This window comes from Cupriavidus sp. MPR-AND1C (assembly GCF_058809705.1).
The window spans coordinates 1-23,624 of the sequence record NZ_JBXASU010000107.1; the positions used below are offsets into that span (position 1 = coordinate 1).

Sequence of the window (23,624 nt, forward strand, 5' to 3'; positions counted from 1 at the left end):
CGCGCCGGCCGCTGCCGCCGGCCCGGTTGAGGTCAAGGTGCCGGACATCGGCGACTACGACTCGGTCCCGGTGATCGAAGTCCACGTCAAGCCGGGCGACACCATCAACGCCGAAGACGCGCTGGTGACGCTGGAGTCCGACAAGGCCACCATGGACGTGCCGTCGCCAGCCGCCGGCGTGGTCAAGGAAGTCCGGATCAAGGTCGGTGACAACGTCGCCGAGGGCACGCTGATCCTGATTCTCGAAGGCGCTGCCGGCGCTGCGGCCAGCGCGCCTGCCGCTGCTGCCCCGGCTGCTGCTGCTGCTGCTGCTGCCGCTGCTGCCGCTGCTCCGGCTCCCGCTCCTGTAGCCAGCGCCCCGGCCCCGGTCCCTGCGGCCGCGCCCGCCGCCGCCGCTCCGGTAGCCGGCGTGACCGGCACCGCTGCCCATGCCAGCCCCTCCGTGCGCAAGTTCGCGCGCGAACTGGGCGTGGACGTGTCGCGCGTGCCGGGCACCGGCCCCAAGGGACGGATCACCCAGGACGACGTGCAGGCCTACGTCAAGGGCGTGATGAGCGGTCATGCCGCGGCTCCGGCAAAGGCAGCCGCTGCCCCGGCTGGTGGTGGCGAGCTGAACCTGCTGCCGTGGCCGAAGGTGGATTTCACCCGTTTCGGCGAGGTCGAAAGCAAGCCACTGTCGCGCATCAAGAAGCTCTCGGGCGCGAACCTGCATCGCAACTGGGTGATGATTCCCCACGTCACCAATCACGACGAGGCCGACATCACCGAGCTGGAAGCCTTCCGCGTGCAGCTCAACAAGGAATACGAGAAGCAGGGCATCAAGGTCACCATGCTGGCCTTCATGATCAAGGCCGCCGTCGCCGCGCTGAAGAAATTCCCGAATTTCAACGCGTCGCTCGATGGCGAGAACCTGGTGCTGAAGCAGTATTTCAACATCGGTTTCGCCGCTGACACGCCGAACGGCCTGGTTGTGCCGGTGATCAAGAACGCCGACAAGAAGGGCGTGATCGAGATCGGCCAGGAAATGAACGAACTGGCCAAGCTGGCGCGCGACGGCAAGCTCAAGCCGGACCAGATGCAAGGCGGCTGCTTCTCGATCTCCTCGCTGGGCGGCATCGGCGGCACGTATTTCACGCCGATCATCAACGCGCCGGAAGTGGCCATCATGGGCGTGTGCAAGTCGTACCAGAAGCCGGTGTGGGATGGCAAGCAGTTCGTGCCACGCCTGACGCTGCCGCTGTCGCTGTCGTGGGATCACCGCGTCATCGACGGTGCGGAAGCGGCTCGCTTCAACACCTATTTCGGTCAGTTGCTGGCCGATTTCCGCCGCATCCTGCTGTAAGGCGGGCAGGGCGCGCCGGGCCTCGCGGCCATGCGCGCCCTTACCTGCAACGTCTGCAACCTGCAAACAGGAAGCGAGCCCATGACTACCTGCGTTGTCGTCAAAAAGGCCGGCGAAGTGGCGATTGCCGCCGACGCGCTGGTGACGTTTGGCGACACCCGGCTCACGCGCGCCTACGAGCGCAACCAGAAGGTGTTCCCGGTGGGTGACAGCTTCGTGGCGCTCGCCGGCACCACCGCGCACTTCCCGGTCATGCGCAGCCTGTTGGCCGGGCTGGGCGAGGATTGCCGGCTGGGTTCGCGCGATGAGGTCTTCCGGACCTTCCTCAAAGTGCATGAAAAACTCAAGAACGAGTATTTCATCAACACCAAGGAGGACGAGGACGATCCTTACGAGTCCTCGCAGATCGTCTGCCTGATTGCCAATCCGGCCGGCATCTTCGGCGTGTATTCGTACCGCGAAGTCTTCTCGTTCGATCGTTTCTGGGGCATTGGCTCGGGGCGTAACTACGCCTTGGGCGCCATGCACGCGGTCTACGACCAGCCGGGCCTGGCCGCCCGCGAGATTGCGCGCATCGGGGTGGATGCAGGGGTGGAGTTCGACAAGAGTTCGGCAGGCCCGGTCGAGGTGCAGGTGGTGCAACTGGCTGACATGGCTGGCGACGGAGCAACCAATAACGATGGCGCGCCCCGCATCTGAAGCGGAGCGCGTTCTTGAGGAGCAAAACATGAGTGTGATCGAAGTCCAGGTGCCGGATATCGGCGATTTCGACGCGGTGGAAGTCATCGAGGTGCTGGTCAAGGCTGGCGATACGGTCGAGCAGGAGCAATCGCTGATCGTGCTCGAGTCCGACAAGGCCAGCATGGATGTGCCGTCGTCCGCCGCCGGCAAGGTGGTGGAGGTGCGCATCAAGGTGGGCGACAAGGTTGCCAAGGGCGCCGTCATCTGCACGCTGGAGAGCGAAGCCGCGGCCAAGCCGGCGGCCGCGCCTGTCTCTGCACCTGCACCTGCGCCTGCGCAGGTATCCGCGCCTGCCGCGGCTCCGGCTCCCGTGGCCGCCGCGCATGCGGGCAGCGCGGATATCACCTGCGACATGCTGGTGCTCGGCGCCGGCCCTGGTGGCTACTCGGCCGCCTTCCGCAGCGCCGATCTCGGCATGAACACCGTGCTGGTCGAACGCTACAGCACGCTTGGCGGGGTCTGCCTGAACGTGGGTTGCATCCCCTCCAAGGCGCTGCTGCACAACGCCGCCGTGATTGACGAAGCCAAGGCCCTGGCGGCCCACGGCATCCTGTTCGGCGAGGCCAAGATCGACCTCGACGGGCTGCGCCACTACAAGGAAACCGTGGTCGGCAAGCTGACCGGCGGCCTGGCCGGCATGGCCAAGGCCCGCAAGGTACAGGTCGTGCGCGGTATCGGCACCTTCCTCGACCCGCATCACCTCGAGGTGCAGGAAACCGAAGGTGACGCCAAGGCGACGACAGGCAAGAAGACGGTGATCCGCTTCGAAAAAGCCGTCATCGCCGCCGGCAGCCAGGCGGTCAAGTTGCCTTTCATCCCCGAGGACCCACGCATCGTCGACTCCACTGGCGCGCTGGAATTGCCGGAAGTGCCCAACAAGATGCTGGTCATCGGCGGCGGCATCATCGGGCTGGAAATGGCCACGGTGTACAGCACGCTGGGCGCCAGCATCGACGTGGTGGAAATGCTCGATGGCCTGATGCAGGGCGCCGACCGCGACCTGGTCAAGGTCTGGGACAAGATGAACAAGAAGCGCTTCGACAAGGTCATGCTCAAGACCAAGACGGTCGGCGTGGAAGCGAAGCCGGACGGCATCTACGTCAAGTTCGAAGGCGAGCAGGCGCCGGCCGAGCCGCAACGCTACGACCTGGTGCTGGTGTCGGTGGGCCGCGTGCCCAACGGCAAGCGCATCGGCGCGGAGAAGGCGGGGGTGGCGGTCACGGATCGCGGCTTTATCGACGTCGACAAGCAGATGCGCACCAATGTGCCGCACATCTTCGCGATCGGCGACATCGTCGGCCAGCCCATGCTGGCCCACAAGGCGGTGCACGAAGCGCACGTGGCAGCGGAAGCCGCGCACGGCGAGAAGGCCTACTTTGACGTCAAGCAGATCCCGTCGGTGGCCTACACCGATCCGGAAGTGGCCTGGGCCGGCGTGACCGAAGACCAGTGCAAGGCGCAGGGGATCAAGTACAGCAAGAGCGTGTTCCCGTGGGCAGCATCCGGCCGTGCCATTGCCAATGGCCGCGACGAAGGCTTTACCAAGCTGATCTTCGACGAGGAAACCCACCGGATCATCGGCGGCGGCATCGTCGGCACGCATGCCGGCGATCTGATCAGCGAAGTCTGCCTGGCAGTCGAGATGGGCGCCGATGCCGTGGATATCGGCAAGACCATCCACCCGCACCCGACGCTGGGCGAATCCATCGGCATGGCAGCCGAGATCTACGAAGGTGTCTGCACCGACGTCCCGCCGCCGCGCAAGCGCTAAGCGCTAAACGTCGCCGACACTAGAGAGGCCCGCCGTATGGCGGGCCTTTTTACGCCCTGATCCGCAATTAACCGCCAGATTTTTTGCCGCACACGCTTGCGGCTGCGCCGGCCAAAGCTTGCCTGCAGCGGGGAGGGCGTGTGTCCGTATGTCCGAGTGCCTGCTTGCCCATGTGTCGCGGGCAAAAAAATCCCGGCGCATGGCCGGGAATGAATCGATATTGGAATACATGGAAACCAGATACCGAGGAGACACCGTAGGAGGGCAGGGCGGCTTGAGTCGCCTTCCGTGCTGCCTTCGTTGGCAAAATGCGCTGGCCATGCCAGGCGCGCTTTGCCAACGAACCGGCCGAAGCCGGTCCGTTTCCTGCCGTCGCGGATCAGGCGGCGGTGGTGGCCTTCTTGGTCGCGGTGCGAGCCGTGGCGCTGGCTTGCTGTGCGGCCTTGGTGGCGGCGCTGGCGGCTGCCTGGAAGTTGGTCTCAGCGATTTCAACGGCTTGCTTGGTGGCCTTCTGGACCGACTCGTAAGCGTTGTTGGCGGCGCTGATCGCGGACTTCACGATGGCAACGGTCGACTCGGAGCCGGCCGGGGCGTTCTTGGCGAGGTTCTCGACCAGGGTTTGCACCTTCTTCGAGTTCTCAGCCAGCTGGGCTTCGGCGACCTTGGTGAATTCAGCCTGGGTTTCCGAGGCGATTTCGTACACGTGGCGGCTGTAGGCCAGGGCCTTTTCGGCAACCGGTTGGGCCAGCGAGGTCTGGAGGGCCAGCAATTCCTGGGCGTCCTTGGCCGAGAGGGCCTTCTTGGCGGTGTCCACGTTTTCAGCGAACGTGGCCTTGACGACTTGCAGGTTCAGTTCGACCAGCTTTTCGATGCCTTCAAAAGCTTTGGTGGTCAGGCCAAACAGGGTTTCGAGGTTGGCTTTTTGCGCTGCGGCGACTTGTTCCGGGGTGAAGCTCATGCTGGTCTCCAATAATGAAGTTCAAGGTCATGCAAAATTAGGCCGCCCAGATGTCAAAGCCATGACGAAATCAAGGTTGAACCTGTTTTTTCGTCAGCCAGCCCCAGGCGTAAGGGGGTTATCGGCGCGCTCCGCTTGCTCTGCAAAATCGATGGTGCGCCGCAACAATTCCAATTGTAGGGAAAAGAAAAACGGTGTCAAGGGCTTCTTGTGCATTGCACAAATAACTGTTGTTGAAGTCGATGCACTGTCACATTTTGGCTGCGCAGCACCGGCAGGCGTGCCACGCCCGGCATCTTGCGGGGGGAGGCAGGGGAGGGGTGGCACACCCTGGCGCCGGCACAGTGCTACCATCGCGGTCTGCCGGAATTGCCGTCTCCCAAGGGTGCGACCAGCCGGCCGATGCACCACGGCCAAGTTGCCGCGACCGGCCGCCCGCCTATGTTTGCCCTCATGCTCGCTTTTTACGCCGATCATTTTGTCCTGCCCCTACCTGAGGGCCACCGCTTCCCGATGCGCAAGTACAGCATGTTGAGGGAGGCGGTCGAGCGCGATGTGCCGGGGCTGGTGCTGATCGAGGCGCCGCGGGCCGGGGACGATGCCTTGCTGCTGGCGCACACGCCGGAATATGTCGCGAGCGTCTCCCGGGGCGAACTGGACCCGGCGCGCCAGCGCGAGATCGGCTTTCCCTGGTCGCACGCCATGGTCGAGCGCTCGCGGCGCTCCGCTGGTGCCACCATCGAGGCCTGCCGCGTAGCGCTGCGTGAGGGCATCTCGGTCAACTTGGCGGGCGGCACCCATCACGCCTATGCCGATAAGGGCGGTGGCTTCTGCGTCTTCAACGACGCGGCCATCGCCGCGCGCCAACTGCGCCGCGACGGCCGGGTGGCGCGCGTGGCCGTGGTCGATCTCGACGTGCACCAGGGCAACGGCACCGCCTCCATCCTGCGTGACGATCCCTTCGTCTTCACGCTGTCCCTGCATGGCGAGAAGAACTATCCCTTTCGCAAGGAGGCCAGCGATCTCGACGTGGGCCTGCCCGATGGCTGCGACGACGAGGCTTACGCCCAAGCGCTGCAGGGCGCACTCCATACGCTGTTCGCGCGTTTTGCTCCCGACCTGATCATTTATCTGGCCGGGGCCGATCCGCATGAGGGCGACCGGCTTGGACGCCTGAAACTGACGCTGGCCGGGCTGGCCCGGCGCGACCGCCTGGTGTTTGACGCAGCCCTGGAACGCGGCCTGCCCATTGCCGTGACCATGGCCGGCGGCTACGGCAACCAGATCGAGAATACCGTCGCCGTGCATGCACAGACCATCGCACTCGCCACGCAATATCACGAGCGCTATGCCCGGCGCGACAAGCCGGACGCCGCCGGTGCAGGTGCGATCCCGCTAACCGGCGATACGGAGAAGGCACAGCAATGAGCGCAACCAGCCAGGCCCATGCGGCACGCGGCAACTTGTGGATGGCCGCCATGCCGTGGCTGTTCGTCGTGATCTGGAGCACGGGATTCATCGTAGCCAAGTACGGCATGCCGCACGCGGAGCCGATGACCTTCCTGTTTCTGCGCTTTGTCGGTGTGCTGGTGCTGATGGTGCCCTTCGTGCTGATGGCGCGTGTCCCGCTGCCGCAGCACGCCGGGGCGACCGACTGGCGCATGGTGGGGCACATCGCACTGGCAGGGCTGTTCCTGCAGGCGGGCTACCTGGGGGGCGTGTGGGCAGCGGTCAAGCTCGGCATGCCAGCGGGCGTCTCCGCGCTGATCGTTGGCATGCAGCCAATCCTGACCGCGCTGGCGGCCTCGCGCATGGGCGAGGTCATCGGGCGGCGCCAATGGCTGGGGTTGCTGCTCGGCATCCTTGGCGTGGGCCTGGTGGTGGCAAACAAACTGTCGGCCAGCGGGCTGTCCGCGCCAAGCCTGCTGCTGGCGCTGGGCGCCTTGTTCTCGATCACCTTCGGCACGCTGTATCAGAAACGCCATTGCCCGATGTTCGACCTGCGCATGGGCTCGGTGATCCAGTTCGCCGCGGCGGCGCTGGCCTGCCTGCCTTTCATGTTCCTGACCGAAACCCGTCACGTCGAGTGGAATGCCGAGATGGTCGGCGCGCTCGCCTGGTCGGTGGTCGCGTTGTCCATCGGGGCCATCTCGCTGCTGTTCCTGTTGATCCGCCAAGGCGCGGCCACCAAGGTATCCAGCCTCATGTACCTTACCCCGCCGACCACCGCCGCCATGGCGTGGCTGCTGTTCGGCGAGAGCTTCCCGCCGCTGGCCGCGCTTGGCATGGCCCTGGCCGCCGGTGGCGTTGCGCTGGTGATCCGCCGCTAATTTCCCCTTCTCGCGCTTTTCGATGAAACCGACCGCAGATACCCGCAGCGCCTATCGTCATTTCCAGCCCATCACCACGCGCTGGATGGATAACGACGTCTATGGCCACGTCAACAACGTCATCTACTACAGTTATTTCGATACCGTGGTGAACACCTACCTGATCCGGGAGGGCGTGCTGGATATCGAGTCCGGCGACACCATCGGGCTGGTGATCGAGACGCAATGCAATTACTTTGCCGCGCTGAGTTTTCCTGACACGGTGGTGGCGGGGCTGCGCGTGGCGCGGCTGGGCAATTCGAGCGTGCGCTACGAAGTGGGCCTGTTCCGTAACGACGAAGACGTAGCTGCGGCGCAGGGCCATTTTGTTCATGTCTATGTGGATCGCGCCACGCGCCGCCCGGTGCCGCTACTGCCCGCGCTGCGCGATGCGCTGCAGGCCCTGGTGTGCGAACCCGCGGATGCCAACGCGTGATCCGGCCCGCGCAAAGGAGTTGACAACCATGGATTCGCAGCAGAAACGGGGCGCCGCCCTGATCGATCAGGCCATCATCACGCGCCGCTCGGTGCGCGCGTTTCTCGATACGCCGGTGCCGCGCGCCGTGGTCAATGAGATCCTGGCCGTGGCCAGCCGGGCCCCGTCGGGCACCAACGCCCAGCCATGGCGGGTCTATGTGCTGACTGGCGATGCCAAGGTGAAGCTGTCGGCCGACGTGCTGGCCGCTTACGACGATCCGCAGCGCGACAGCAAGTATCGCGAGGAGTATCCCTACTATCCACGCGAGTGGGTGGCGCCGTACATTGATCGCCGCCGCAAGGTAGGTTGGGACCTGTACAGCCTGCTGCAGATCAGCCGCGAGGACAAGGCGCGCATGCATGCGCAGCACGCGCGCAACTTCACGTTCTTCGGTGCCCCGGTGGGCATGATCTTCACGATAGACCGCATCCTGGAGCTGGGCAGCTGGCTGGACTATGGGATGTTCCTGCAAAGCATCATGGTGGCGGCGCGGGCGCGCGGGCTGGATACCTGTCCGCAGGCGGCGTTCACCCAGTTCCACGCGGTCATCGGCAATCACTTGCGCCTGCCGGCGGATGAAATGGTGGTGTGCGGCATGGCCCTGGGCCATGCCGACCCCGCCGCCATAGAGAATACCCTTAGTACCGAGCGTGAACCGGTAAGCGGGTTCGCGCGTTTCTTATCTTAAGAAGCTGTCGGCGGCGAAGGCCAGCTTTGTGCCGTCGCTGTCCGCTGCATGTTGGCTCGGGGCAACCCGGTGGGCGGGTGAGAAAGATGAAACGGTGTGGAATTACCACAGCCGACGTCGGTCTTAATGCACGTGTCATGTGATGTGTGCCACGCATTTGCCGTAATGTGGAATTGTTTGCAAATCGAACTTTAAAGAGGCTTCGTAAGTCTTTAATCTTGCTAACAATTTCTTTTTTTCCTAAACTGGCGCAATCCTAGTTGCGCGCTGAATGAATCATGTTCCGGTCTGATTCCCCCCTATTTTTGCGATTCTTCGGCTCTACCCCTCTTACTTCGGTTGCGGCCTCTGTGCTGTTGACCGTTTCCATGCTGGCCGCCCCTGTGGCCGATGCCGCGACGAAAACGTCGGACACCGCTAAAACCAGCAAAAAATCGGCAAAAGTCGCCAAGTCCGAAAAAAAATCGGCAAATTCCCCCTCTAAATCCGCGAAATCCAAGCAGGTCGTCGCGACCAGCGGCAAGGCCGAGCACGCCACGACGCGCAAGGTCGTGGTACTGAAAAACGGTAAGCGCACCGTGGTGGCGCAGCGCCAGGCGGTACCGGTTCGTGCTGCGTTCATCCCCGCGAAACCCTCGCTGGGCGAGGCGCTCGGCCTGCGTGACACCGAAGACGCGCTCGCGCTGCGCTCCAGCGTGGCGCTGGTGATGGATCAGAACTCCAACGAAGTGCTGTTCCAGAAGAACGCCGCCGCGGTCCTGCCGATCGCCTCGATCACCAAGCTGATGACCGCGCTGGTTGTGATGGACGCGCGCCAGCCCATGGACGAGGTGCTCACCATCAACGAGGAAGACCGCGACAACGAAAAGCACAGCAGTTCGCGCCTGCGCTTTGGCGCGCAGCTCTCCCGTCAGGAGGCGCTCCTGCTGGCGCTGATGTCGTCGGAGAATCGTGCGGCATCGGTGCTGGGCCGCAGCTACCCGGGCGGCCTGCCGGCCTTTGTGCAGGCCATGAACCGCAAGGCGCGCGAGCTCGGCATGAACGACAGCCACTTTGTCGATTCGAACGGCTTGTCGAGCAGCAATGTATCGAGCGCGATGGACCTCGTGCGCATGGTCAACGCGGCGTACCGCAATCCCACCATCCGCGAGTTTTCGACGCAGACCGAGCATGAGGTCAATGTACTGGGCCGCACCCAGCACTACGTCAGCACCAACCGCCTGGTTCGCGGCGGCAACTGGGAGATCGGCCTGCAGAAAACAGGCTTTATCTCCGAGGCTGGCCAGTGCCTGGTGATGCAGGCACGCGTAAATGGCCGCAATGTGGTGATGGTGTTCCTGGATTCCGTTGGCAAGCTGTCCCGCTTCGCCGATGCCAACCGCGTCAAGGACTGGCTGGAACACGTGCAGACCGGGCCTGGCCGCCCTTTTCCGACGTCCCCAAACCTGACGCAAGGGCCTGGCAACCCCACTAGCCCCCAGGCAATCCTGACCGCCCAGCAGCCTCGCGGCATCTGATGGCGGCACCGGAGTGATCTGGCCGCCTGCTGCTTGAAGTCAAAAAACGCGCCGTCACCGGCGCGTTTTTCCTTGGGGAGTGGGCGGCGCGCTTAGAGCAGCTTGCCCGGATTCATGATGCCGGCCGGATCCAGCAACTGCTTGATGCCCCGCATCATGCGCAGCTCGAGTGGGTCCTTGAGGCGCAGGAAATCATCGCGCTTGAGCTGGCCGATGCCATGCTCGGCGCTGATGCTGCCGCCGTAGCGCGCCACCTCATCCAGCACTTCGGCGGTCAGCGCCTTGCCATGCTGCGCGGTCCAGTCGCGCTGCGCGCCCGCGGGGCGCGACAGGTTGTAGTGCAGGTTGCCGTCGCCGAAATGCCCGAAGATAAACGGGCGGATGCTGGGACTGATGGCCTTGAGGCGCGCCTCCATCGACACCATGAAGGCTGGGATCTGCTCGATCGGCAGCGACACATCGTGCTTCAGGTGCGGCCCGTCGGCACGCTGGGCCTCGGAGATTTCCTCGCGCAGCTTCCACAGGCTCTGCAGTTGCGACAGCGACGCAGAGACGGCGGCGTCCAAGCACAGTTCGCGCTCCAGCGCCTCGCCAATCACGCGCTCCAGCAGCACGTTGAGGGCGGCTTCGTCGGTGGTGTCGGCCAGCTCCACCAGCACATAGGCGGGATAGCGTTGGCTGAAGGGCTCCTGCACGCCCTCCGCGTGCTTGAGCACGAGGTCGACACAATCGCCGGTGAAGAATTCGAAGGCTTGCAGGCGAGCGCCGCACTGCGCGAACAGCAACTCGAAGAGCTCCAGCGCCTGCAGCGGGGAGGCCACCGCCGCAAGCACTACCGAGCGTGCGTCAGTGCGCGGAAACAGGCGCAGCGCTGCCGCGGTAATGACGCCCAGCGTGCCTTCCGAGCCGATCAGCAATTGCTTGAGGTCGTAGCCGGTGTTGTCCTTGCGCAAGGCGCGCAGGCCGTGAAAGATCTCGCCATTGGGCAGCACGGCTTCCACGCCCAGCACCAGCTCGCGGGTCATGCCGTAGCGCACCACATTGACCCCGCCCGCGTTGGTCGCGAGATTGCCGCCGATCTGGCAGGAGTCCTCGGCCGCCAGGCTGAGCGGCAGCAGGCGATGCGCCTCCTGCGCGGCGCGCCGCAGGTTGCCCAGGATGCAGCCCGCTTCGGCGATGAGCGTGTTGGCGATGGTATCGATCGAGCGGATCGCGTTCATGCGGTCCATGCTCAGGACCACGTTGGCGGGGCTGCTGTCCGGCGCGGCGCCGCCGCACAGGCCGGTGTTGCCACCACGCGGCACCACCGGCACCGCGGCCTGCTGGCATAAGGCCAGGCAACGTGCCACTTCATCCACCGAGCGCGGGCGCACCACGGCCTGCGCATTGCCACGGTAAAGGCCGCGCCAGTCGGCGAGCCACGGTGCAACCTGGTCTGGCTCGGTGGCGACCACGTCGGGGCCTAGCGCCTCGATCAGGCGGGGCAGGAAAGCTGAGTTTTGCATGATGGGTCTATCCGGAGTGGCAATGCGGCTTCAGGCCGCGGAATGAGTGGGATCCTGGCCGCTGGTGAGGGGCTTGCCGCGCGCTGCCAGCTGCAGGCCCAGGCGTGCCGCCGCGCCGCGCAGGTGGGCTACCGCCGCGGCGCGCGCTTGTTCAGGGTTGCCGGCGCGGATCGCGTGGAAGATGGCCAGGTGTTCCTGGTGGACCTGTTCGGACAGGCCCTCCTGCTGGCGGGTATTGAGCCGCGCCACATGCACGGCCTGGTGCAGTTGCAGGTTCAGGTACTGCAGCAACTGCAGGTAGTACTTGTTGTGGGTGGCGGTGGCGATCGCCACATGGAAGGCCGTGTCTGCCTCGGCGCTGTGGTGCGGGTCGTGCAATTGCGCCGCGAGCCGGTCCAGCAGCGCCTGCATGCCGGCGACATCCTGCGCGGTGCGCCGCAGCGCCGCCAGCGCGGCGGCGGCGCTTTCCAGATCGAGCCGCAGCTCGTAGATGCTGGCCAGTTCGTCGCGATCGATGCCGATTTCCTGCGGCAGCTGGAAGCCGGCATTGCCCACGCGCGAGCGCACCGTGCTACCCACGCCCTGGCGGCTTTCCACCAGGCCTTGGGAGCGCAGGTGCTCGGTCACCTCGCGGATGACGGCCGGGCTGACACCGTATTGCTCGGCAAGCTGCTTGCCGGTCGGCAGCCGGGCGCCAACGGGGTAGGTGCCGCCGGCGATCTCGGCGCGCAACTGCTGGGTTACCTGTTCGGTGAGGGTAATGGCTTTGGTCCGCATGCCCAGCAGGATATAGCTATTCAGGTTATCTGAAAACTAAGGGTATATACTTAGTTTTGGCTGAGGCTATCCGGAGGGGAAGGGGGTAGGAAAGGGGAAGCGGGCGAGGTAAGGGTTCGGCGCGAAGGGCGCGTGGCTCCCCGCACCGTCCACCCCGCCGTGTTCAGGCTGCGGCGTCAGTCGCGTAGCCCATGCCGCGCGAGATCTGCAGCGCGGTTTCCTTCAGGTTTTGCAGCCAGCTGTCCTGCAGGCGGTCGGCCGGGGCCGAGAGCGACAATCCGGCCACCAGACGGCGCGAGTCGTCGTAGATGCCGGCGGCGATGCAACGCACGCCGAGTTCCAGCTCTTCGTTGTCGCGCGCGTAGCCGTTGGTGCGCACCCAGTTGAGCTCGCGCTCGAGCTTGATCAGGTCGGTGATCGAGGTGCGGGTGTGGCCGGCCAGCCCGGTGCGGGTGGCGTAGTTGCGAACGCGCGCCACTTCATCGGCGGCCAGAAACAGCTTGCCGACCGAAGTCAGGTGCAGCGGTGCGCGCCCGCCAATGGCGCGCACCACCTGCATGCCAGAGCGCTCGCTATAGGCACGCTCGATGTAGACGATCTCGTCGCCTTGCCGCACCGACAGGTTCACCGTCTGGCCCGTCACGCGGTGCAGGGCCCGCATCGGTGCCAGCGCGGCATCGCGTACCGACAGGCGGGCCTTGACCAGGTTGCCGAGCTCCAGCAGCCGCATGCCAAGCCGGTAGCTGCCCGGATCGGAGCGGTCCACAAAACGGCAGGCCACCATGTCATTGAGGATGCGGTGCGCGGTGGAAGGGTGCAGCCCGGTAGTCAGCGACAGCTCCTTGAGGCTGACCGGATCAGCGTGCTGGGCGAGCGCATCCAGCAGGGTCATCATGCGTTCGATGACCTGGATGGACGTCTTGCCGGGGGCTTTGTCTGCTTCTGCCATGGGGAAATGTTGCCGTGCGGCAAATTAAGCGGTTGCCTGATTCTATCTCACATTGTGAAAATTTCAATAGGTGAAATGGCATTGCCGCAAGAATCTTCTGATTTTGCCGGTGGCGAATGTGTCGAAAAGGGCATGCATAAATGCGGCGAATTCACCCCTGCCGTGCACGCTTTTGTATGCTGGCCGGTGCGCAAGGGCGCATAATTGCGGGGTTTCGGGGTCTGGAAAAGGGAAACAATGCGAGTTGGTCTGTTCGCCACCTGCCTGGTGGACCTCATGCGTCCGGAAATCGGCTTCTCGGTGCTCAAGTTGCTGGAGAAGGCTGGCTTCGAGGTGATGGTGCCCGAAGCCCAGACCTGTTGCGGGCAACCTGCCTACAACTCGGGCGAGCGCACGGCATCGCGTGGCCTGGCGGAAAAATTCCTGCGCGAGTTCGAAATGTTCGACTACGTGGTGATTCCATCCGGCTCCTGCGGCGGCATGGTGCTGCATCACTATGCGGACCTGCTCGGCGACGATCCCGAGTTGAATGGCCGCTACGAAGGCCTGCGCTCGCGCGTGTTCGAGCTGACCGATTTCCTGGTCAATGTGGCCAAGCTGGGCGAGTTCGATTCAAAGTTCACGGGCCGCATTACCTACCATGACTCCTGCTCCGGCTTGCGCGAACTGGGCGTCAAGAGCCAGCCCCGCGCTCTGCTGGCGCAATTGCCCGGTGTGCAGCTGAGCGAGATGAAGGACTGCGAGGCTTGCTGCGGATTCGGCGGCACCTTCTCGGTCAAGTACGGCAATATCTCCACGGCCATCGTCGATGAGAAGTGCGCCAACATCAAGGCCAGCGGCGCCGATGCCGTGGTGCTGGGCGACCTCGGCTGCATGCTCAATATCGAGGGGCGCCTGCGCAGGACCGGCGACACGCGTACCCAGGTGCTGCATATCGCGCAAGTGCTCGCCGGCGATGCCTGATCCCGGCCAGCTGAAAAACAAACCTTAGCGAGATCCCCGCTATGCAAGTTCGCAGCATGGAGTTCAAAGCGCGCGCGGGCCAGAAGCTGGCCGACCAGCGCCTGCAGCAGAACCTCAAGAAGCTCTCCACCAAGTTCGTCACGGCGCGCGCCGACGCCATCCGCGACATCGACTTCGATGCCACCCGCGAGGCACTCAAGGAGCGTCGCGACCGCGCGCTGCAGAACCTCGACGTCTGGCTTGCCACCTTCGAGGAGAACGCCACGCGCCGCGGCGCCACCGTGCTGTTTGCCGAGACCACGGCCGACGCCGCGCGGCTGGTAGCCGAGATTGCGCAAAAGCACGGGGTGAAGAAGGTCATCAAGAGCAAATCGATGGTGACCGAGGAAATGCGCCTGAACCAGGTGCTGGGCGAGATGGGCGTGCAGAGCATCGAGACGGACCTGGGCGAATACATCCTGCAGATCAACGATGCCGAGCCGCCGTCGCACATCATTGCCCCGGTGGTGCACAAGGACAAGGAAGAGATCGCCGATCTCTTCGCCAAGGTCCACCACAAACCGCGCCTGACCGATATCTCGGAGATGACGCGCGAGGCGCGTGAAGTGCTGCGGCCGGAATTCCTGTCGGCCGACATGGGCGTGACCGGCGGCAATTTCATCATCGCCGAAACAGGCTCGGTGGCGGTGGTGACCAATGAAGGCAACGAGGGCATGTGCACGGTGATGCCGCGCGTGCACGTGGCCGTGACCGGCATCGAGAAGGTGCTGCCGACGCTGGAAGACCTGGCCACCGTGATGCGGCTGCTGCCGCGCTCGGCTACCGGCCAGGCCATCTCGAATTACTTTTCGCTGCTGACCGGCCCGCGCGCCGAGGGTGAGCGCGACGGCCCGGAGCATATGTATTTCGTGCTGGTCGACGGCGGGCGCAGCGGCCTGATCGGCGGCGACTTCCAGGACATGCTGCGCTGCATCCGCTGCGGCGCTTGCATGAACCATTGCCCGGTGTACCAGAAGATCGGCGGCCATGCCTATGGCTGGGTCTACCCTGGCCCGATGGGCAGCGTGCTGACGCCGAGCTATGTCGGCATCGCCAACGCGCTGGACCTGCCGCAGGCTGCCACGCTGTGCGGAGAATGCAACCGCGTGTGCCCGGCTTCGATCCCGCTGTCGGACCTGCTGCGCAAGCTGCGCGAGAAGCAGATGGAGCGTGGCCTGCGTCCCTGGCAGGAGCGGCTCGGGCTGCAAGTGTGGGGCTTTGTGGCGCGCCGCCCGGGGCTATACGCCTTCGCCACCCGCATCGGCGCGCGTTTGCTCGCGCGCATGGGCGGCAGCAGCAAGCTGATTGCCCGCTTGCCGATGGCTGGCCGTGGCTGGACCGAGACCCGCGACTTGCCGGCGCCGAGCGGACGCACGTTCCGCGAACTTTACAAAGAAAGGAGGGCGCGTTGATGGCCACGACGACGAACAATGCATCGGCGCTGGCAACCATGCGCGCCGCACTCGAACAACACATCGGCGGCCAGCTCGCGGCCGATGGCCTGGTGCGCAGCTGGCGCGAGGCAGCTCCCGGCCTGGTGCTGCCGCCGATGTTCGGGCAGGCGATGGAAGAGTTGCTGCGCCGGCTGGAGATGGCGGCGGTATTTGCGCAAGATAGCTGCTCGTTCTCGAGCACCGCCGTCACCGACCAGCTCAAGCGCTGGCTGGACAAGGCGGCCACAGCCTGAGCAGCCACACGCTGTGCCCGAATGCAAAAGGCCCCCGCTCAAGCAGGGGCCTTTTGCATGGGTGCGTGGCTAAGCGAACGAAGCGCGAGGCTCAGCCCAGCAGCAGGGCATCATCATCGAGCTGCTCATGCCGCGTCTGCTCGAACATGCGCAGCAGGTCCGGCACGTCCAGCCCGGCGCGTTGGTCGCCCGACACGTCCAGCACCACCTGGCCCTGATGCAGCATCACCGTGCGTTGCCCGTAGTCCAGCGCCTGGCGCATGCTGTGCGTGACCATCATCGTGGTGAGCTTGGCTTGCTCCACGATCTTGGCGGTCAGCTCCAGCACGAAGGCGGCGGTCTTCGGGTCCAGCGCAGCGGTGTGCTCGTCCAGCAGCAGGATGCGCGAGGGCTGCAGCGAGGCCATCAGCAAGCTCACGGCCTGGCGCTGTCCGCCCGACAGCAGGCCGATGCGGTCGGTCAGGCGGTTTTCCAGGCCGAGGTTGAGCAGGCGCAGCTTGTCGCGGAATAGCTCGCGCGAGGGCTTGTTCAGCGCCGCGCGAAAGCCCCGGCGGCTGCCGCGCGCCATGGCCAGCGCCATGTTTTCTTCGATCGTCAGTGCCTCGCAGGTGCCCGCCATCGGGTCCTGGAAGACGCGCGCCACCAGCGGGGCACGGTCCCAGGCCGGCTTGCGCGTGACATCGACGTCGTCGATCGTGATGCGGCCGCTGTCCACCATCTGATCGCCGCTGATGGCATTGAGGAAGGTGGACTTGCCGGCGCCATTGGAGCCGATCACGGCAACGAACTGGCCCGTCGGGATATCCAGGCTGAGGCCGCGCAGCGCGCGCGTCTCGATCGGGGTGCCGGGATTGAAGGTGAGTTTCAGGTCTTGTGCGCGCAGCATCTCAGGCACCTCCGTTCTTGCGGCCGAACAGCTTCTTGCGGGTTCCCGGCAGCACCAGGGCGCCGGTCACCAGTACAGCCGTGACCAGGTTCAGGTCTTGGGCCTTGAGGCCGATGAACTCGCTGTTCAGGGCCAGCGCAATGAAGAAGCGGTAGAGGATGGCGCCCAGCACCACGGCCAGCGTGGTGTACACCAGCCGGCGCGCCGGCAGGATGCTCTCGCCGATGATCACCGCGGCCAGGCCGATCACGATAGTGCCGATGCCCATGGAGATATCGGAGCCGCCCTGGGTCTGCGCGAACAGCGCGCCCGCGAGGGCTACCAGTCCGTTGGACAGCGCCATGCCCGCCAGCGTGGCGCGGCCGGTGGCGATGCCCTGGGAGCGCGCCATGCGCGGATTGGCGCCGGTGGCTCGCATGGCCAGGCCGAGCTGCGAGGAGAAGAACCAGTCCAGGCCAAGCTTGGCCACGACCACCACGATCAGCAGCAGCGCGGGGCGCAGCATGTAGTCGGGCATCCAGTCCGGCTGCAGGACGGTGAAGATGGTCGACTCGGTGATCAGCGGCACATTGGGCTTGCCCATGATGCGCAGGTTGATCGAGTACAGCGCGATCATCATCAGGATACTGGCCAGCAGGTCCATGATCTTGAGGCGCACGTTGAGCCAGCCGGTGACGAAGCCGGCAAAGGCGCCCGCAACAATCGCCAGCGCGGTGGCGATGAACGGATCCTGGCCAGAGGCGATCAGCGTGGCCGCCACGGCGCCACCCAGCGGGAAGCTGCCGTCGACGGTCAGATCGGGGAAATTGAGGATGCGAAAGGAGATCAGCACCCCCAGGGCGACGAGGCTGAAGATCAGGCCGATCTCCAGGGCACCCAGCAGGGAAAAGAGGGACATGGGGGAATCCAGTTGCTTGTGTCCGGCACGGGAGGCCGAATCTGAAAACGCCTGGCGCGCTGCCCGGGTCAGGCGGCGCGGCGCAGGCGTTTCCGGGGGCGGGCCCGGATAGAGCCACCTGCGCGCGAACGCGCAGGGTCAGCGTGCCGTGATTACTTGATGACGGTCTTCGCTTCCTTGATCAGTTCGGGCGACAGCGTCACGCCTTGCTTCTCGGCCGCGCCGGTGTTCACGAACAGTTCCAGCTTGTCGCTGGTTTCCGAAGCGATCGCGCCGGGCTTCTCGCCCTTCAGGATACGCACTACCACCTTGCCGGTCTGATGGCCCAGGTCGCCGTAGTTGATGCCCAGCGCGGCAATGGCGCCACGCTTGACGCTGTCGGTATCGGCGGCCACCAGCGGGATCTTCGACTCGTTGGCGACCTTGACCAGGGCTTCGTACGCCGACACGACGTTGTTGTCGGTGTTGGTGTAGATCACATCGACCTTGCCGATCAGGCTCTTGGCGGCGGCGCCGATGTCGACCGTGCGCGGTGCGGCGGCTTCCTTCAGCGTCATGCCTTCCTTGGCCAGCATCGCTTTCAGCTCCTTGACCACCACCACCGAGTTGGCTTCACCGGGGTTATAGACCATGCCGACCGTCTTGGCCTTGGGCACCACGCGCTTGATCAGGGCAACCTGGCGGTCCAGCGGCAGCTTGTCCGACACGCCGGTCACATTGGTGCCCGATGCGCTCCAGCTCTTGACCAGCTGGGCGGCGACCGGATCGGTCACGCCGGAGTACACCACCGGCACCGATTTGGTGGCGGCCACCACGGCCTGGGCCGACGGCGTGGCGATGGCCACGATCACATTGGGCTGGTCGCCAACGAACTTGCGGGCGATCTGCGCGGCCGTGCCGGTATTGCCCTGGGCGCTCTGGTATTCCCACTTCAGGTTCTTGTCGGCGTCAAAGCCGGCGGTCTTCAGCTCGTCGCGCACGCCATCGCGGATGGCGTCCAGCGCGGGATGGTCGACGATCGAGAGCACTTTGACGGTCTGGGCCTGCACGGCGCCACCGTACAGCAGCGCGAGGGCGACGGCGCTGCCCAGGATGGTCTTGGTCGATGTCTTGAGACACTTCATGATTTTTAATCTCCCCCGGATATGGGTTCTGGGTGATGAGCCGCGTTTCGTTCTCGATAAGAACTGGTCCGCCGTCTTGCCCGGCGGCGCGCTGCGCCAACCGGCCGGTCCGCTATGTGGGCGATACACCAGGCGGCAGGCTGGAGGACGCTCTTGTACAGCGGATACGACGGCGATAAGCCTGCGAGGATACCATTTTCGAGGCGAAATTTGCCCGGTTTTGCCCTGTTCCGGTGCGTCCGCAGGGGAAAACCGCAGGCCCGGAGCACGCCATCGGCGGCGCCGGGCGGCGCACCGTCTCTGGTGCCTGCAACGCGCAAACGTTACTGCGCCGGATTGTGGATTTCGGCGTGGATGCGGGCAATGGCCGCGGTTGCCGCCTCGGGCAGCGGCGTTTGCCAGGCATCGATGTTCTCGCGTAGTTGTTCCAGCGAGGTGGCGCCGACGATGGTGCTCGCCGCGAACCAGCGCGAGTAGCTCCAGGCCAGCGCCAGCGTTGCCGGCGAGAGGCCGTGCTCGCGTGCCAGCGTCACATAGCGGGCGGCCGCGGCCAGGCTTTCCGGGCGCAGGTAGCGCGGGCTCCAGTCGGGCGGGAAGCGCGTCAGGCGGCCCTTGGCCTGCGCGTCAAACACGGGGTGGGCGAGGTCGCCACCGAGGTACTTGCCGGTGAGCTGGCCAAAGGCCAGCGGGCTGTATACCAGCAGGCTCACGTCGGTGCGAAAGCACGCCTCGTCCAGGCCCTGCTCGAAGCTGCGGTTGAGCAGGTTGTACGGGTTCTGGATGGTGGCGATGCGCGGCAGGCCGTGCAGCTCCGCCTGCTTGACGAACTCGGCCACGCCCCACGGCGTTTCGTTGGACACGCCGACATAGCGGATCTTGCCCGCGCGCACCAGCTCGCCCATGGCTTCGAGCTGCGCCTGGATCGAGGCGCACTCGCGCTCATTGGCCGGATCGAACTGCTTTTGCCCGAAGATGGGCGCGTTGCGAGCGGGCCAGTGGATCTGGTACAGGTCGATGTAATCGGTCTGCAGGCGCGCCAGCGAGGCGTCCACCGCCGCGCGGATGCTGTCCGGGGTCAGGTCGCCGCCATTGCGGATCCACGGCATGCGCGCCGGGCCCGCCACCTTGGTGGCCAGCACGATACGCTCACGCTGCTGGCGCTTGAGCCAGGTGCCGACGATGCGCTCGGTGCTGCCATAAGTTTCGGCACGCGGCTTGACCGGGTACATCTCTGCGGTGTCGATGAAGTTGATGCCGCGCGACAGCGCGTAGTCGAGCTGGCTGTGGCCTTCGGCTTCGGTGTTCTGCTCGCCGAAGGTCATGGTGCCCAGGCAGATGCGCGAAACCTGCAGGTCGCTGCGGCCAAGACGGGTGGTTTCCATGACTATCCTTGTGAGACTGGGGTGATAAGGCGCAAAAACGGGGTTGGGCCGAGGCGGTCAGGCGCGCAGCGCGGCGGCGCATTCCTTGACCAGCACCGGGCCGCGGTAGATCAGCCCGCTGTACACCTGCACCAGTTGCGCGCCAGCCGCGATCTTGGCTTGCGCATCGGCACCGCTGAAGATGCCGCCCACGCCAACGATCGGCACCGCGTCCCCAACCACCGCGCGCAGGCTCTTGACCACGCGCGTGGAGGATTCGAACACCGGCCGGCCCGACAGGCCGCCGGCTTCCTCGCCGTGCGGCAGGCCCCTGACGGCGTCACGGGCGATCGTGGTGTTGGTGGCGATCACGCCGTCGATCCGGTGGCGGACCAGCGCATCGCCGATATTGCCGATCTGGTCGGCATCGAGGTCCGGCGCGATCTTGAGCGCGAGCGGCACGTAGCGCTTGTACTTGTCGGCCAGGCGCTGCTGCGCGTCCTTGAGCGTGCAGAGCAGGTGGTCGAGCTCGCTGGCACCCTGCAACTGGCGCAGGTTCTTGGTGTTCGGCGAGGAGATATTCACGGTGACGTAGCTGGCGTGCGGGTAGACCCGTTCCAGGCAGTGCAGGTAATCGTCCACCGCGCGCTCGATCGGCGTATCGGCGTTTTTGCCGATGTTCAGGCCCAGCACGCCGCCTTCGGCCTTCCAGCGCGATGCATTCACATTGGCGATAAAGGCATCCACGCCGCCGTTGTTGAAGCCCATGCGGTTGATCAGCGCATCCGCCTGCGGCAGGCGGAACATGCGTGGCCGCGGGTTGCCCGCCTGCGGGCGCGGCGTTACGGTGCCCACCTCGATAAAGCCGAAGCCGAAGGCGGCCAGCCCGTCGATGTAGGCGCCATCCTTGTCGAGCCCGGCGGCTAGGCCAACCGGGTTGGGGAAGCGCACGCCCATCACCGTGCGCGGGTCATCGGCGATGGTATTGCCGATGCAGCCCGCCAGCCCCATGCGCTTGGCGCGGAGCAGGTTGTTGAGGGTGAAATGGTGAGCGTCCTCCGCATCCATCGAGAAGAGGGCGGGGCGAAACAGGGGGTAGAGCGCGTTCAGCACAGGGAATCAGCTTGGAAGTCGGGACCAAGGCGGCATTGTAACGGTTGGGCCGGATCGGGTACTGCGCCGCTGGCGCGGGCATGCCTTGCGCAGGCTGTCCGCTACCGGCTGTTTTCCGGGGCTTCGTCGCCGGGCTGCGGGGGCACGACGGGCACAGCGGTGGGCGATGCCACGGCGGCGGGCGCCGCATCCCGCAGCGACGCCGGCGCCGCATCGAACGCGCGCCACTGGTTTGCGGTCAGCACCTGCATTGGCTGGTAGCGCGCCTTATAGGCCATTTTTCGGCTATCAGCGATCCAGTAGCCCAGGTACAGGTGTGGCAGGGCGAGTTCGCGGGCCTGCTGGATCTGCCACAGGATGTTGTAGGTGCCGTAGCTGGCGTGCACCTCCAGCGGGTCGTAGAAGGTGTAGACCGAGGACAGGCCATCGTCGAGCACATCGATCATGCTGACCATGCGCAGCCGCCCGGCCTCGGGCGAGCCCGGCGGCTCGCGGAATTCAACCAGCCGCGAGTTGACCCGGCTTTGCAGCAGGAACTGCTCGTACTGGTCGCGGCTGTCCTGGTCCATGCCGCCGCCGGCGTGGCGCATCGACTGGTACAGCAGGTAGAGCGAATAATGCTCTTCCACGTAGGTGAGCGGCGCCACCAGCGCCTGCAGGCTGCCGTGCTGGCGCCAGGCCCGGCGCTGGCTGCGGTCAGGGTGGAACTGGTCGACCACCACGCGGCACGGCGTGCAGGCGTGGCATTCATCGCAATAGGGGCGGTAGGTAAAGATGCCACTGCGCCGGAAGCCGGCGCGCACCAGCCGCGAATAGACATCGGCATTGATCAGGTGGGCGGGCGTGGCCACCTGAGAGCGCGCCATGCGGCCATCGAGGTAGCTGCAAGCGTAGGGCGCCGTAGCGTAGAACTGCAACGCGGAAAGGGGGAGTTCCTTTAGCTTGCTCATGTGTCTGCAACGGCCAGGGATGAAACAGCAACGCGGGAAAGCCGATGGCGCAGCGGCCAGGCCTTGCGGCGAGTGGCCAATGCGGCGCGCCCTACGGCTGCGCCTGAGTCCATCTCTGCAGCACCGTCTTGTCAAAACCCCACGGCACGATATCCGGCTGGCGGGTGGCAATGCGGATATGGGCCGCGAACTCCGCACGCGGGATGGGACTCGCCCCGAGCGAAGCCAGGTGATCGGTTTCCTGCTGGCAGTCTATCATCGCCACGCCGTGGTTGCCGAGGAACGCGCACAGCGCGGCCAGGGCGATCTTGGAGGCATCGGTGCGCCGCGCGAACATCGATTCGCCATAGAACATCCGCCCGAGCGCCACGCCGTACAGGCCGCCTGCGCGCTCGCCCTGGTACCAGGTCTCCACGCAATGGGCCAGGCCGTTACGGTGCAGTGCGCCATAGGCGGCGATGATGTCCTCGGTGATCCAGGTGCCATGCTGGCCATCGCGCGGGGTTTCGGCGCAGGCCTGCATCACGGCGATGAAGTCGTCGTCGACGCGGACTTCCCAGTCGGGGTCGCGCAGCACGCGCTTGAGGGTCTTGCGAAAGGTGCTGGAAACCCGCAGTGCCTGCGGCGGCAGCACCATGCGGGGATCGGTGCTCCACCATAGCACCGGCTGGCCTTCGGCGTACCAGGGAAAGATGCCTTGCCGGTAAGCCAGCAGCAGGCGCTGCGCCGACAGCTCGCGGCTGGCCGCAAGCAGGCCGGGCGCGTCGGAGCCCGGGCCGAGCGCACGCTCGACCGGCGGGAACGGATCATGCGGATCCAGCCAGGTGATCATGCGGGCAGTGCGGGCAACGCGCCCGGGTTCAGGGTTCGACCGTGGCCCGGGTGGTCAGCGGGCGCATCGGCTTGTCGATATCCAGGCTGTGCAGGCGGAAGGTGCCGTCGGCCAGCCGCCCCGCCGCGCGATCCGCGAAGAAGCAGCGCAACGAATGGATCACGGTGGGGAAGGCCAGTTCGTCCCAGGGTACGTCGGCTTCCTCGACCAGCTTTACCTCCAGGCTTTCCTCGCCCGCCGAGATGTCCAGGTCTTCCAGCGTTGCCAGGTAGAACATGTGCACCTGATGCACATGCGGCACATTCAGGATCGAGAACAGTTCGCCGATCTGCACCCGTGCCCCGGCTTCCTCCAGCGTCTCGCGCGCGGCGCCCTGCGCGGTAGTTTCGCCGATCTCCATGAAGCCGGCCGGCAGCGTCCAGAAGCCGTAGCGCGGCTCGATGGCGCGCTTGCACAGCAGGACCTTGTCCTCCCACACGGGAATGGTGCCGACCACATTGCGCGGGTTGACGTAGTGGATGGTGCTGCAGTTGTCGCACACTGAACGCAGGCGCGAGTCGCCTTCAGGGATGCGCAGCACGACCGCATGGCCGCAGTTCGAGCAGAATTTCATGAGGGGCGTCCGGGAGGAATGGCGAAAGTGTATCACCGCCGATGGGGGCTGCCGGGGGTGGGA

23 protein-coding genes are annotated in these 23,624 nt (G+C 65.3%); 11 read left to right on the plus strand and 12 right to left on the minus strand.

Annotated features, from left to right (window positions below):
- From aceF to lpdA, 3 genes are all read left to right on the plus strand, one after another.
- Positions 1 to 1,342, plus strand: a 1,342-nt coding sequence (gene aceF, locus AC1RWI_RS33395; protein WP_492870463.1) for a dihydrolipoyllysine-residue acetyltransferase, incomplete at its 5' end; no start/stop codon positions are given.
- An 81-nt stretch (positions 1,343 to 1,423) separates the two neighbouring features.
- Positions 1,424 to 2,041: an Ntn hydrolase family protein gene (locus AC1RWI_RS33400; protein WP_043345231.1), complete on the plus strand. Its 618-nt coding sequence runs from the start codon at positions 1,424 to 1,426 to the stop codon at positions 2,039 to 2,041.
- 28 nt (positions 2,042 to 2,069) lie between these two features.
- A complete protein-coding gene (lpdA, locus tag AC1RWI_RS33405; RefSeq protein WP_492870464.1) occupies positions 2,070 to 3,854 on the plus strand; it encodes a dihydrolipoyl dehydrogenase in 1,785 nt (594 codons plus the stop codon).
- Positions 3,855 to 4,233: 379 nt separating this feature from the next.
- Here lpdA and phaP1 read toward each other — a convergent pair whose 3' ends face one another.
- Complete coding sequence (gene phaP1 / locus AC1RWI_RS33410) at positions 4,234 to 4,812, minus strand: TIGR01841 family phasin PhaP1 (protein ID WP_043345236.1); 579 nt, start codon at positions 4,810 to 4,812, stop codon at positions 4,234 to 4,236.
- Between the two features lie 453 nt (positions 4,813 to 5,265).
- Here phaP1 and AC1RWI_RS33415 point away from each other — a divergent pair, with 453 nt between their 5' ends.
- From AC1RWI_RS33415 to pbpG, 5 genes are all read left to right on the plus strand, one after another.
- Positions 5,266 to 6,240: a histone deacetylase family protein gene (locus AC1RWI_RS33415; protein WP_043351574.1), complete on the plus strand. Its 975-nt coding sequence runs from the start codon at positions 5,266 to 5,268 to the stop codon at positions 6,238 to 6,240.
- Positions 6,237 to 7,142, plus strand: a complete 906-nt coding sequence (locus tag AC1RWI_RS33420) for a DMT family transporter (protein WP_492870465.1) — start codon at positions 6,237 to 6,239, stop codon at positions 7,140 to 7,142. Before AC1RWI_RS33415 ends, AC1RWI_RS33420 begins: the two co-directional genes overlap by 4 nt.
- A 22-nt stretch (positions 7,143 to 7,164) precedes the next feature.
- Positions 7,165 to 7,617, plus strand: a complete 453-nt coding sequence (locus AC1RWI_RS33425) for an acyl-CoA thioesterase (protein ID WP_043345240.1) — start codon at positions 7,165 to 7,167, stop codon at positions 7,615 to 7,617.
- Positions 7,618 to 7,645: 28 nt separating this feature from the next.
- Positions 7,646 to 8,347, plus strand: a complete 702-nt coding sequence (locus AC1RWI_RS33430) for a nitroreductase (protein WP_043345242.1) — start codon at positions 7,646 to 7,648, stop codon at positions 8,345 to 8,347.
- Between the two features lie 368 nt (positions 8,348 to 8,715).
- Positions 8,716 to 9,864 (plus strand): D-alanyl-D-alanine endopeptidase, encoded by a 1,149-nt coding sequence (pbpG, locus tag AC1RWI_RS33435; protein ID WP_043351576.1) that lies wholly within the window; start codon positions 8,716 to 8,718, stop codon positions 9,862 to 9,864.
- A 92-nt stretch (positions 9,865 to 9,956) separates the two neighbouring features.
- Here the strand turns inward: pbpG and AC1RWI_RS33440 are convergent, their stop codons facing one another.
- The 3 genes from AC1RWI_RS33440 to AC1RWI_RS33450 all read right to left on the minus strand — a co-directional run bounded on the left by AC1RWI_RS33440 (position 9,957) and on the right by AC1RWI_RS33450 (position 13,095).
- Positions 9,957 to 11,369, minus strand: coding sequence for an FAD-binding oxidoreductase (locus AC1RWI_RS33440; RefSeq protein ID WP_492870466.1), 1,413 nt, complete (start codon positions 11,367 to 11,369; stop codon positions 9,957 to 9,959).
- 30 nt (positions 11,370 to 11,399) lie between these two features.
- Positions 11,400 to 12,146: a FadR/GntR family transcriptional regulator gene (locus AC1RWI_RS33445; RefSeq protein WP_492870467.1), complete on the minus strand. Its 747-nt coding sequence runs from the start codon at positions 12,144 to 12,146 to the stop codon at positions 11,400 to 11,402.
- Positions 12,147 to 12,309: 163 nt separating this feature from the next.
- The gene (locus tag AC1RWI_RS33450) at positions 12,310 to 13,095 is read right to left on the minus strand and encodes an IclR family transcriptional regulator (RefSeq protein ID WP_043345247.1); all 786 of its coding nucleotides are present in this window, start codon (positions 13,093 to 13,095) and stop codon (positions 12,310 to 12,312) included.
- A gap of 237 nt (positions 13,096 to 13,332) precedes the next feature.
- On the opposite strand from AC1RWI_RS33450, the gene AC1RWI_RS33455 reads away from it, so the two are divergent.
- The 3 genes from AC1RWI_RS33455 to AC1RWI_RS33465 are packed head-to-tail and all read left to right on the plus strand — an operon-like array spanning position 13,333 to position 15,784.
- Positions 13,333 to 14,058: a (Fe-S)-binding protein gene (locus tag AC1RWI_RS33455; RefSeq protein ID WP_043345249.1), complete on the plus strand. Its 726-nt coding sequence runs from the start codon at positions 13,333 to 13,335 to the stop codon at positions 14,056 to 14,058.
- Positions 14,059 to 14,099: 41 nt separating this feature from the next.
- Complete coding sequence (locus AC1RWI_RS33460) at positions 14,100 to 15,509, plus strand: LutB/LldF family L-lactate oxidation iron-sulfur protein (RefSeq protein WP_043345254.1); 1,410 nt, start codon at positions 14,100 to 14,102, stop codon at positions 15,507 to 15,509.
- Positions 15,509 to 15,784, plus strand: coding sequence for a hypothetical protein (locus AC1RWI_RS33465; RefSeq protein WP_492870468.1), 276 nt, complete (start codon positions 15,509 to 15,511; stop codon positions 15,782 to 15,784). Before AC1RWI_RS33460 ends, AC1RWI_RS33465 begins: the two co-directional genes overlap by 1 nt.
- 91 nt (positions 15,785 to 15,875) lie before the next feature.
- Here the strand turns inward: AC1RWI_RS33465 and AC1RWI_RS33470 are convergent, their stop codons facing one another.
- The 8 genes from AC1RWI_RS33470 to AC1RWI_RS33505 all read right to left on the minus strand — a co-directional run bounded on the left by AC1RWI_RS33470 (position 15,876) and on the right by AC1RWI_RS33505 (position 23,561).
- On the minus strand, positions 15,876 to 16,670 hold the full coding sequence (locus tag AC1RWI_RS33470; protein WP_492870469.1) for an ABC transporter ATP-binding protein: 795 nt from the start codon (positions 16,668 to 16,670) through the stop codon (positions 15,876 to 15,878).
- 1 nt (position 16,671) lies between these two features.
- On the minus strand, positions 16,672 to 17,568 hold the full coding sequence (locus AC1RWI_RS33475) for an ABC transporter permease (RefSeq protein WP_492870470.1): 897 nt from the start codon (positions 17,566 to 17,568) through the stop codon (positions 16,672 to 16,674).
- Positions 17,569 to 17,720: 152 nt separating this feature from the next.
- The gene (locus AC1RWI_RS33480) at positions 17,721 to 18,692 is read right to left on the minus strand and encodes an ABC transporter substrate-binding protein (RefSeq protein ID WP_043345265.1); all 972 of its coding nucleotides are present in this window, start codon (positions 18,690 to 18,692) and stop codon (positions 17,721 to 17,723) included.
- A gap of 323 nt (positions 18,693 to 19,015) precedes the next feature.
- A complete protein-coding gene (locus tag AC1RWI_RS33485; RefSeq protein ID WP_492870471.1) occupies positions 19,016 to 20,074 on the minus strand; it encodes an aldo/keto reductase in 1,059 nt (352 codons plus the stop codon).
- Positions 20,075 to 20,131: 57 nt separating this feature from the next.
- Positions 20,132 to 21,166 carry a quinone-dependent dihydroorotate dehydrogenase gene (locus AC1RWI_RS33490; RefSeq protein ID WP_043345269.1) on the minus strand — a complete coding sequence of 345 codons (1,035 nt, stop codon included), beginning with the start codon at positions 21,164 to 21,166 and terminating at the stop codon, positions 20,132 to 20,134.
- A 101-nt stretch (positions 21,167 to 21,267) separates the two neighbouring features.
- Positions 21,268 to 22,116, minus strand: a complete 849-nt coding sequence (locus AC1RWI_RS33495) for an arginyltransferase (protein ID WP_043345270.1) — start codon at positions 22,114 to 22,116, stop codon at positions 21,268 to 21,270.
- Between the two features lie 91 nt (positions 22,117 to 22,207).
- Positions 22,208 to 22,948: a leucyl/phenylalanyl-tRNA--protein transferase gene (gene aat, locus AC1RWI_RS33500; RefSeq protein ID WP_043345273.1), complete on the minus strand. Its 741-nt coding sequence runs from the start codon at positions 22,946 to 22,948 to the stop codon at positions 22,208 to 22,210.
- 28 nt (positions 22,949 to 22,976) lie between these two features.
- Complete coding sequence (locus AC1RWI_RS33505; protein ID WP_043345274.1) at positions 22,977 to 23,561, minus strand: NUDIX hydrolase; 585 nt, start codon at positions 23,559 to 23,561, stop codon at positions 22,977 to 22,979.
- Positions 23,562 to 23,624: the final 63 nt, after the last annotated feature.

Excerpts from the sequence above, each read along its gene's own strand:
- AC1RWI_RS33400 (WP_043345231.1), top strand. The coding sequence starts at position 1,424 with ATGACTACCTGCGTTGTCGTCAAAAAGGCCGGCGAAGTGGCGATTGCC.
- lpdA (WP_492870464.1), top strand. The coding sequence starts at position 2,070 with ATGAGTGTGATCGAAGTCCAGGTGCCGGATATCGGCGATTTCGACGCG.
- phaP1 (WP_043345236.1), bottom strand. The coding sequence starts at position 4,812 with ATGAGCTTCACCCCGGAACAAGTCGCCGCAGCGCAAAAAGCCAACCTC.
- AC1RWI_RS33415 (WP_043351574.1), top strand. The coding sequence starts at position 5,266 with ATGCTCGCTTTTTACGCCGATCATTTTGTCCTGCCCCTACCTGAGGGC.
- AC1RWI_RS33420 (WP_492870465.1), top strand. The coding sequence starts at position 6,237 with ATGAGCGCAACCAGCCAGGCCCATGCGGCACGCGGCAACTTGTGGATG.
- AC1RWI_RS33425 (WP_043345240.1), top strand. The coding sequence starts at position 7,165 with ATGAAACCGACCGCAGATACCCGCAGCGCCTATCGTCATTTCCAGCCC.
- AC1RWI_RS33430 (WP_043345242.1), top strand. The coding sequence starts at position 7,646 with ATGGATTCGCAGCAGAAACGGGGCGCCGCCCTGATCGATCAGGCCATC.
- pbpG (WP_043351576.1), top strand. The coding sequence starts at position 8,716 with ATGCTGGCCGCCCCTGTGGCCGATGCCGCGACGAAAACGTCGGACACC.
- AC1RWI_RS33440 (WP_492870466.1), bottom strand. The coding sequence starts at position 11,369 with ATGCAAAACTCAGCTTTCCTGCCCCGCCTGATCGAGGCGCTAGGCCCC.
- AC1RWI_RS33445 (WP_492870467.1), bottom strand. The coding sequence starts at position 12,146 with ATGCGGACCAAAGCCATTACCCTCACCGAACAGGTAACCCAGCAGTTG.
- AC1RWI_RS33450 (WP_043345247.1), bottom strand. The coding sequence starts at position 13,095 with ATGGCAGAAGCAGACAAAGCCCCCGGCAAGACGTCCATCCAGGTCATC.
- AC1RWI_RS33455 (WP_043345249.1), top strand. The coding sequence starts at position 13,333 with ATGCGAGTTGGTCTGTTCGCCACCTGCCTGGTGGACCTCATGCGTCCG.
- AC1RWI_RS33460 (WP_043345254.1), top strand. The coding sequence starts at position 14,100 with ATGCAAGTTCGCAGCATGGAGTTCAAAGCGCGCGCGGGCCAGAAGCTG.
- AC1RWI_RS33465 (WP_492870468.1), top strand. The coding sequence starts at position 15,509 with ATGGCCACGACGACGAACAATGCATCGGCGCTGGCAACCATGCGCGCC.
- AC1RWI_RS33470 (WP_492870469.1), bottom strand. The coding sequence starts at position 16,670 with ATGCTGCGCGCACAAGACCTGAAACTCACCTTCAATCCCGGCACCCCG.
- AC1RWI_RS33475 (WP_492870470.1), bottom strand. The coding sequence starts at position 17,568 with ATGTCCCTCTTTTCCCTGCTGGGTGCCCTGGAGATCGGCCTGATCTTC.
- AC1RWI_RS33480 (WP_043345265.1), bottom strand. The coding sequence starts at position 18,692 with ATGAAGTGTCTCAAGACATCGACCAAGACCATCCTGGGCAGCGCCGTC.
- AC1RWI_RS33485 (WP_492870471.1), bottom strand. The coding sequence starts at position 20,074 with ATGGAAACCACCCGTCTTGGCCGCAGCGACCTGCAGGTTTCGCGCATC.
- AC1RWI_RS33495 (WP_043345270.1), bottom strand. The coding sequence starts at position 22,116 with ATGAGCAAGCTAAAGGAACTCCCCCTTTCCGCGTTGCAGTTCTACGCT.
- aat (WP_043345273.1), bottom strand. The coding sequence starts at position 22,948 with ATGATCACCTGGCTGGATCCGCATGATCCGTTCCCGCCGGTCGAGCGT.
- AC1RWI_RS33505 (WP_043345274.1), bottom strand. The coding sequence starts at position 23,561 with ATGAAATTCTGCTCGAACTGCGGCCATGCGGTCGTGCTGCGCATCCCT.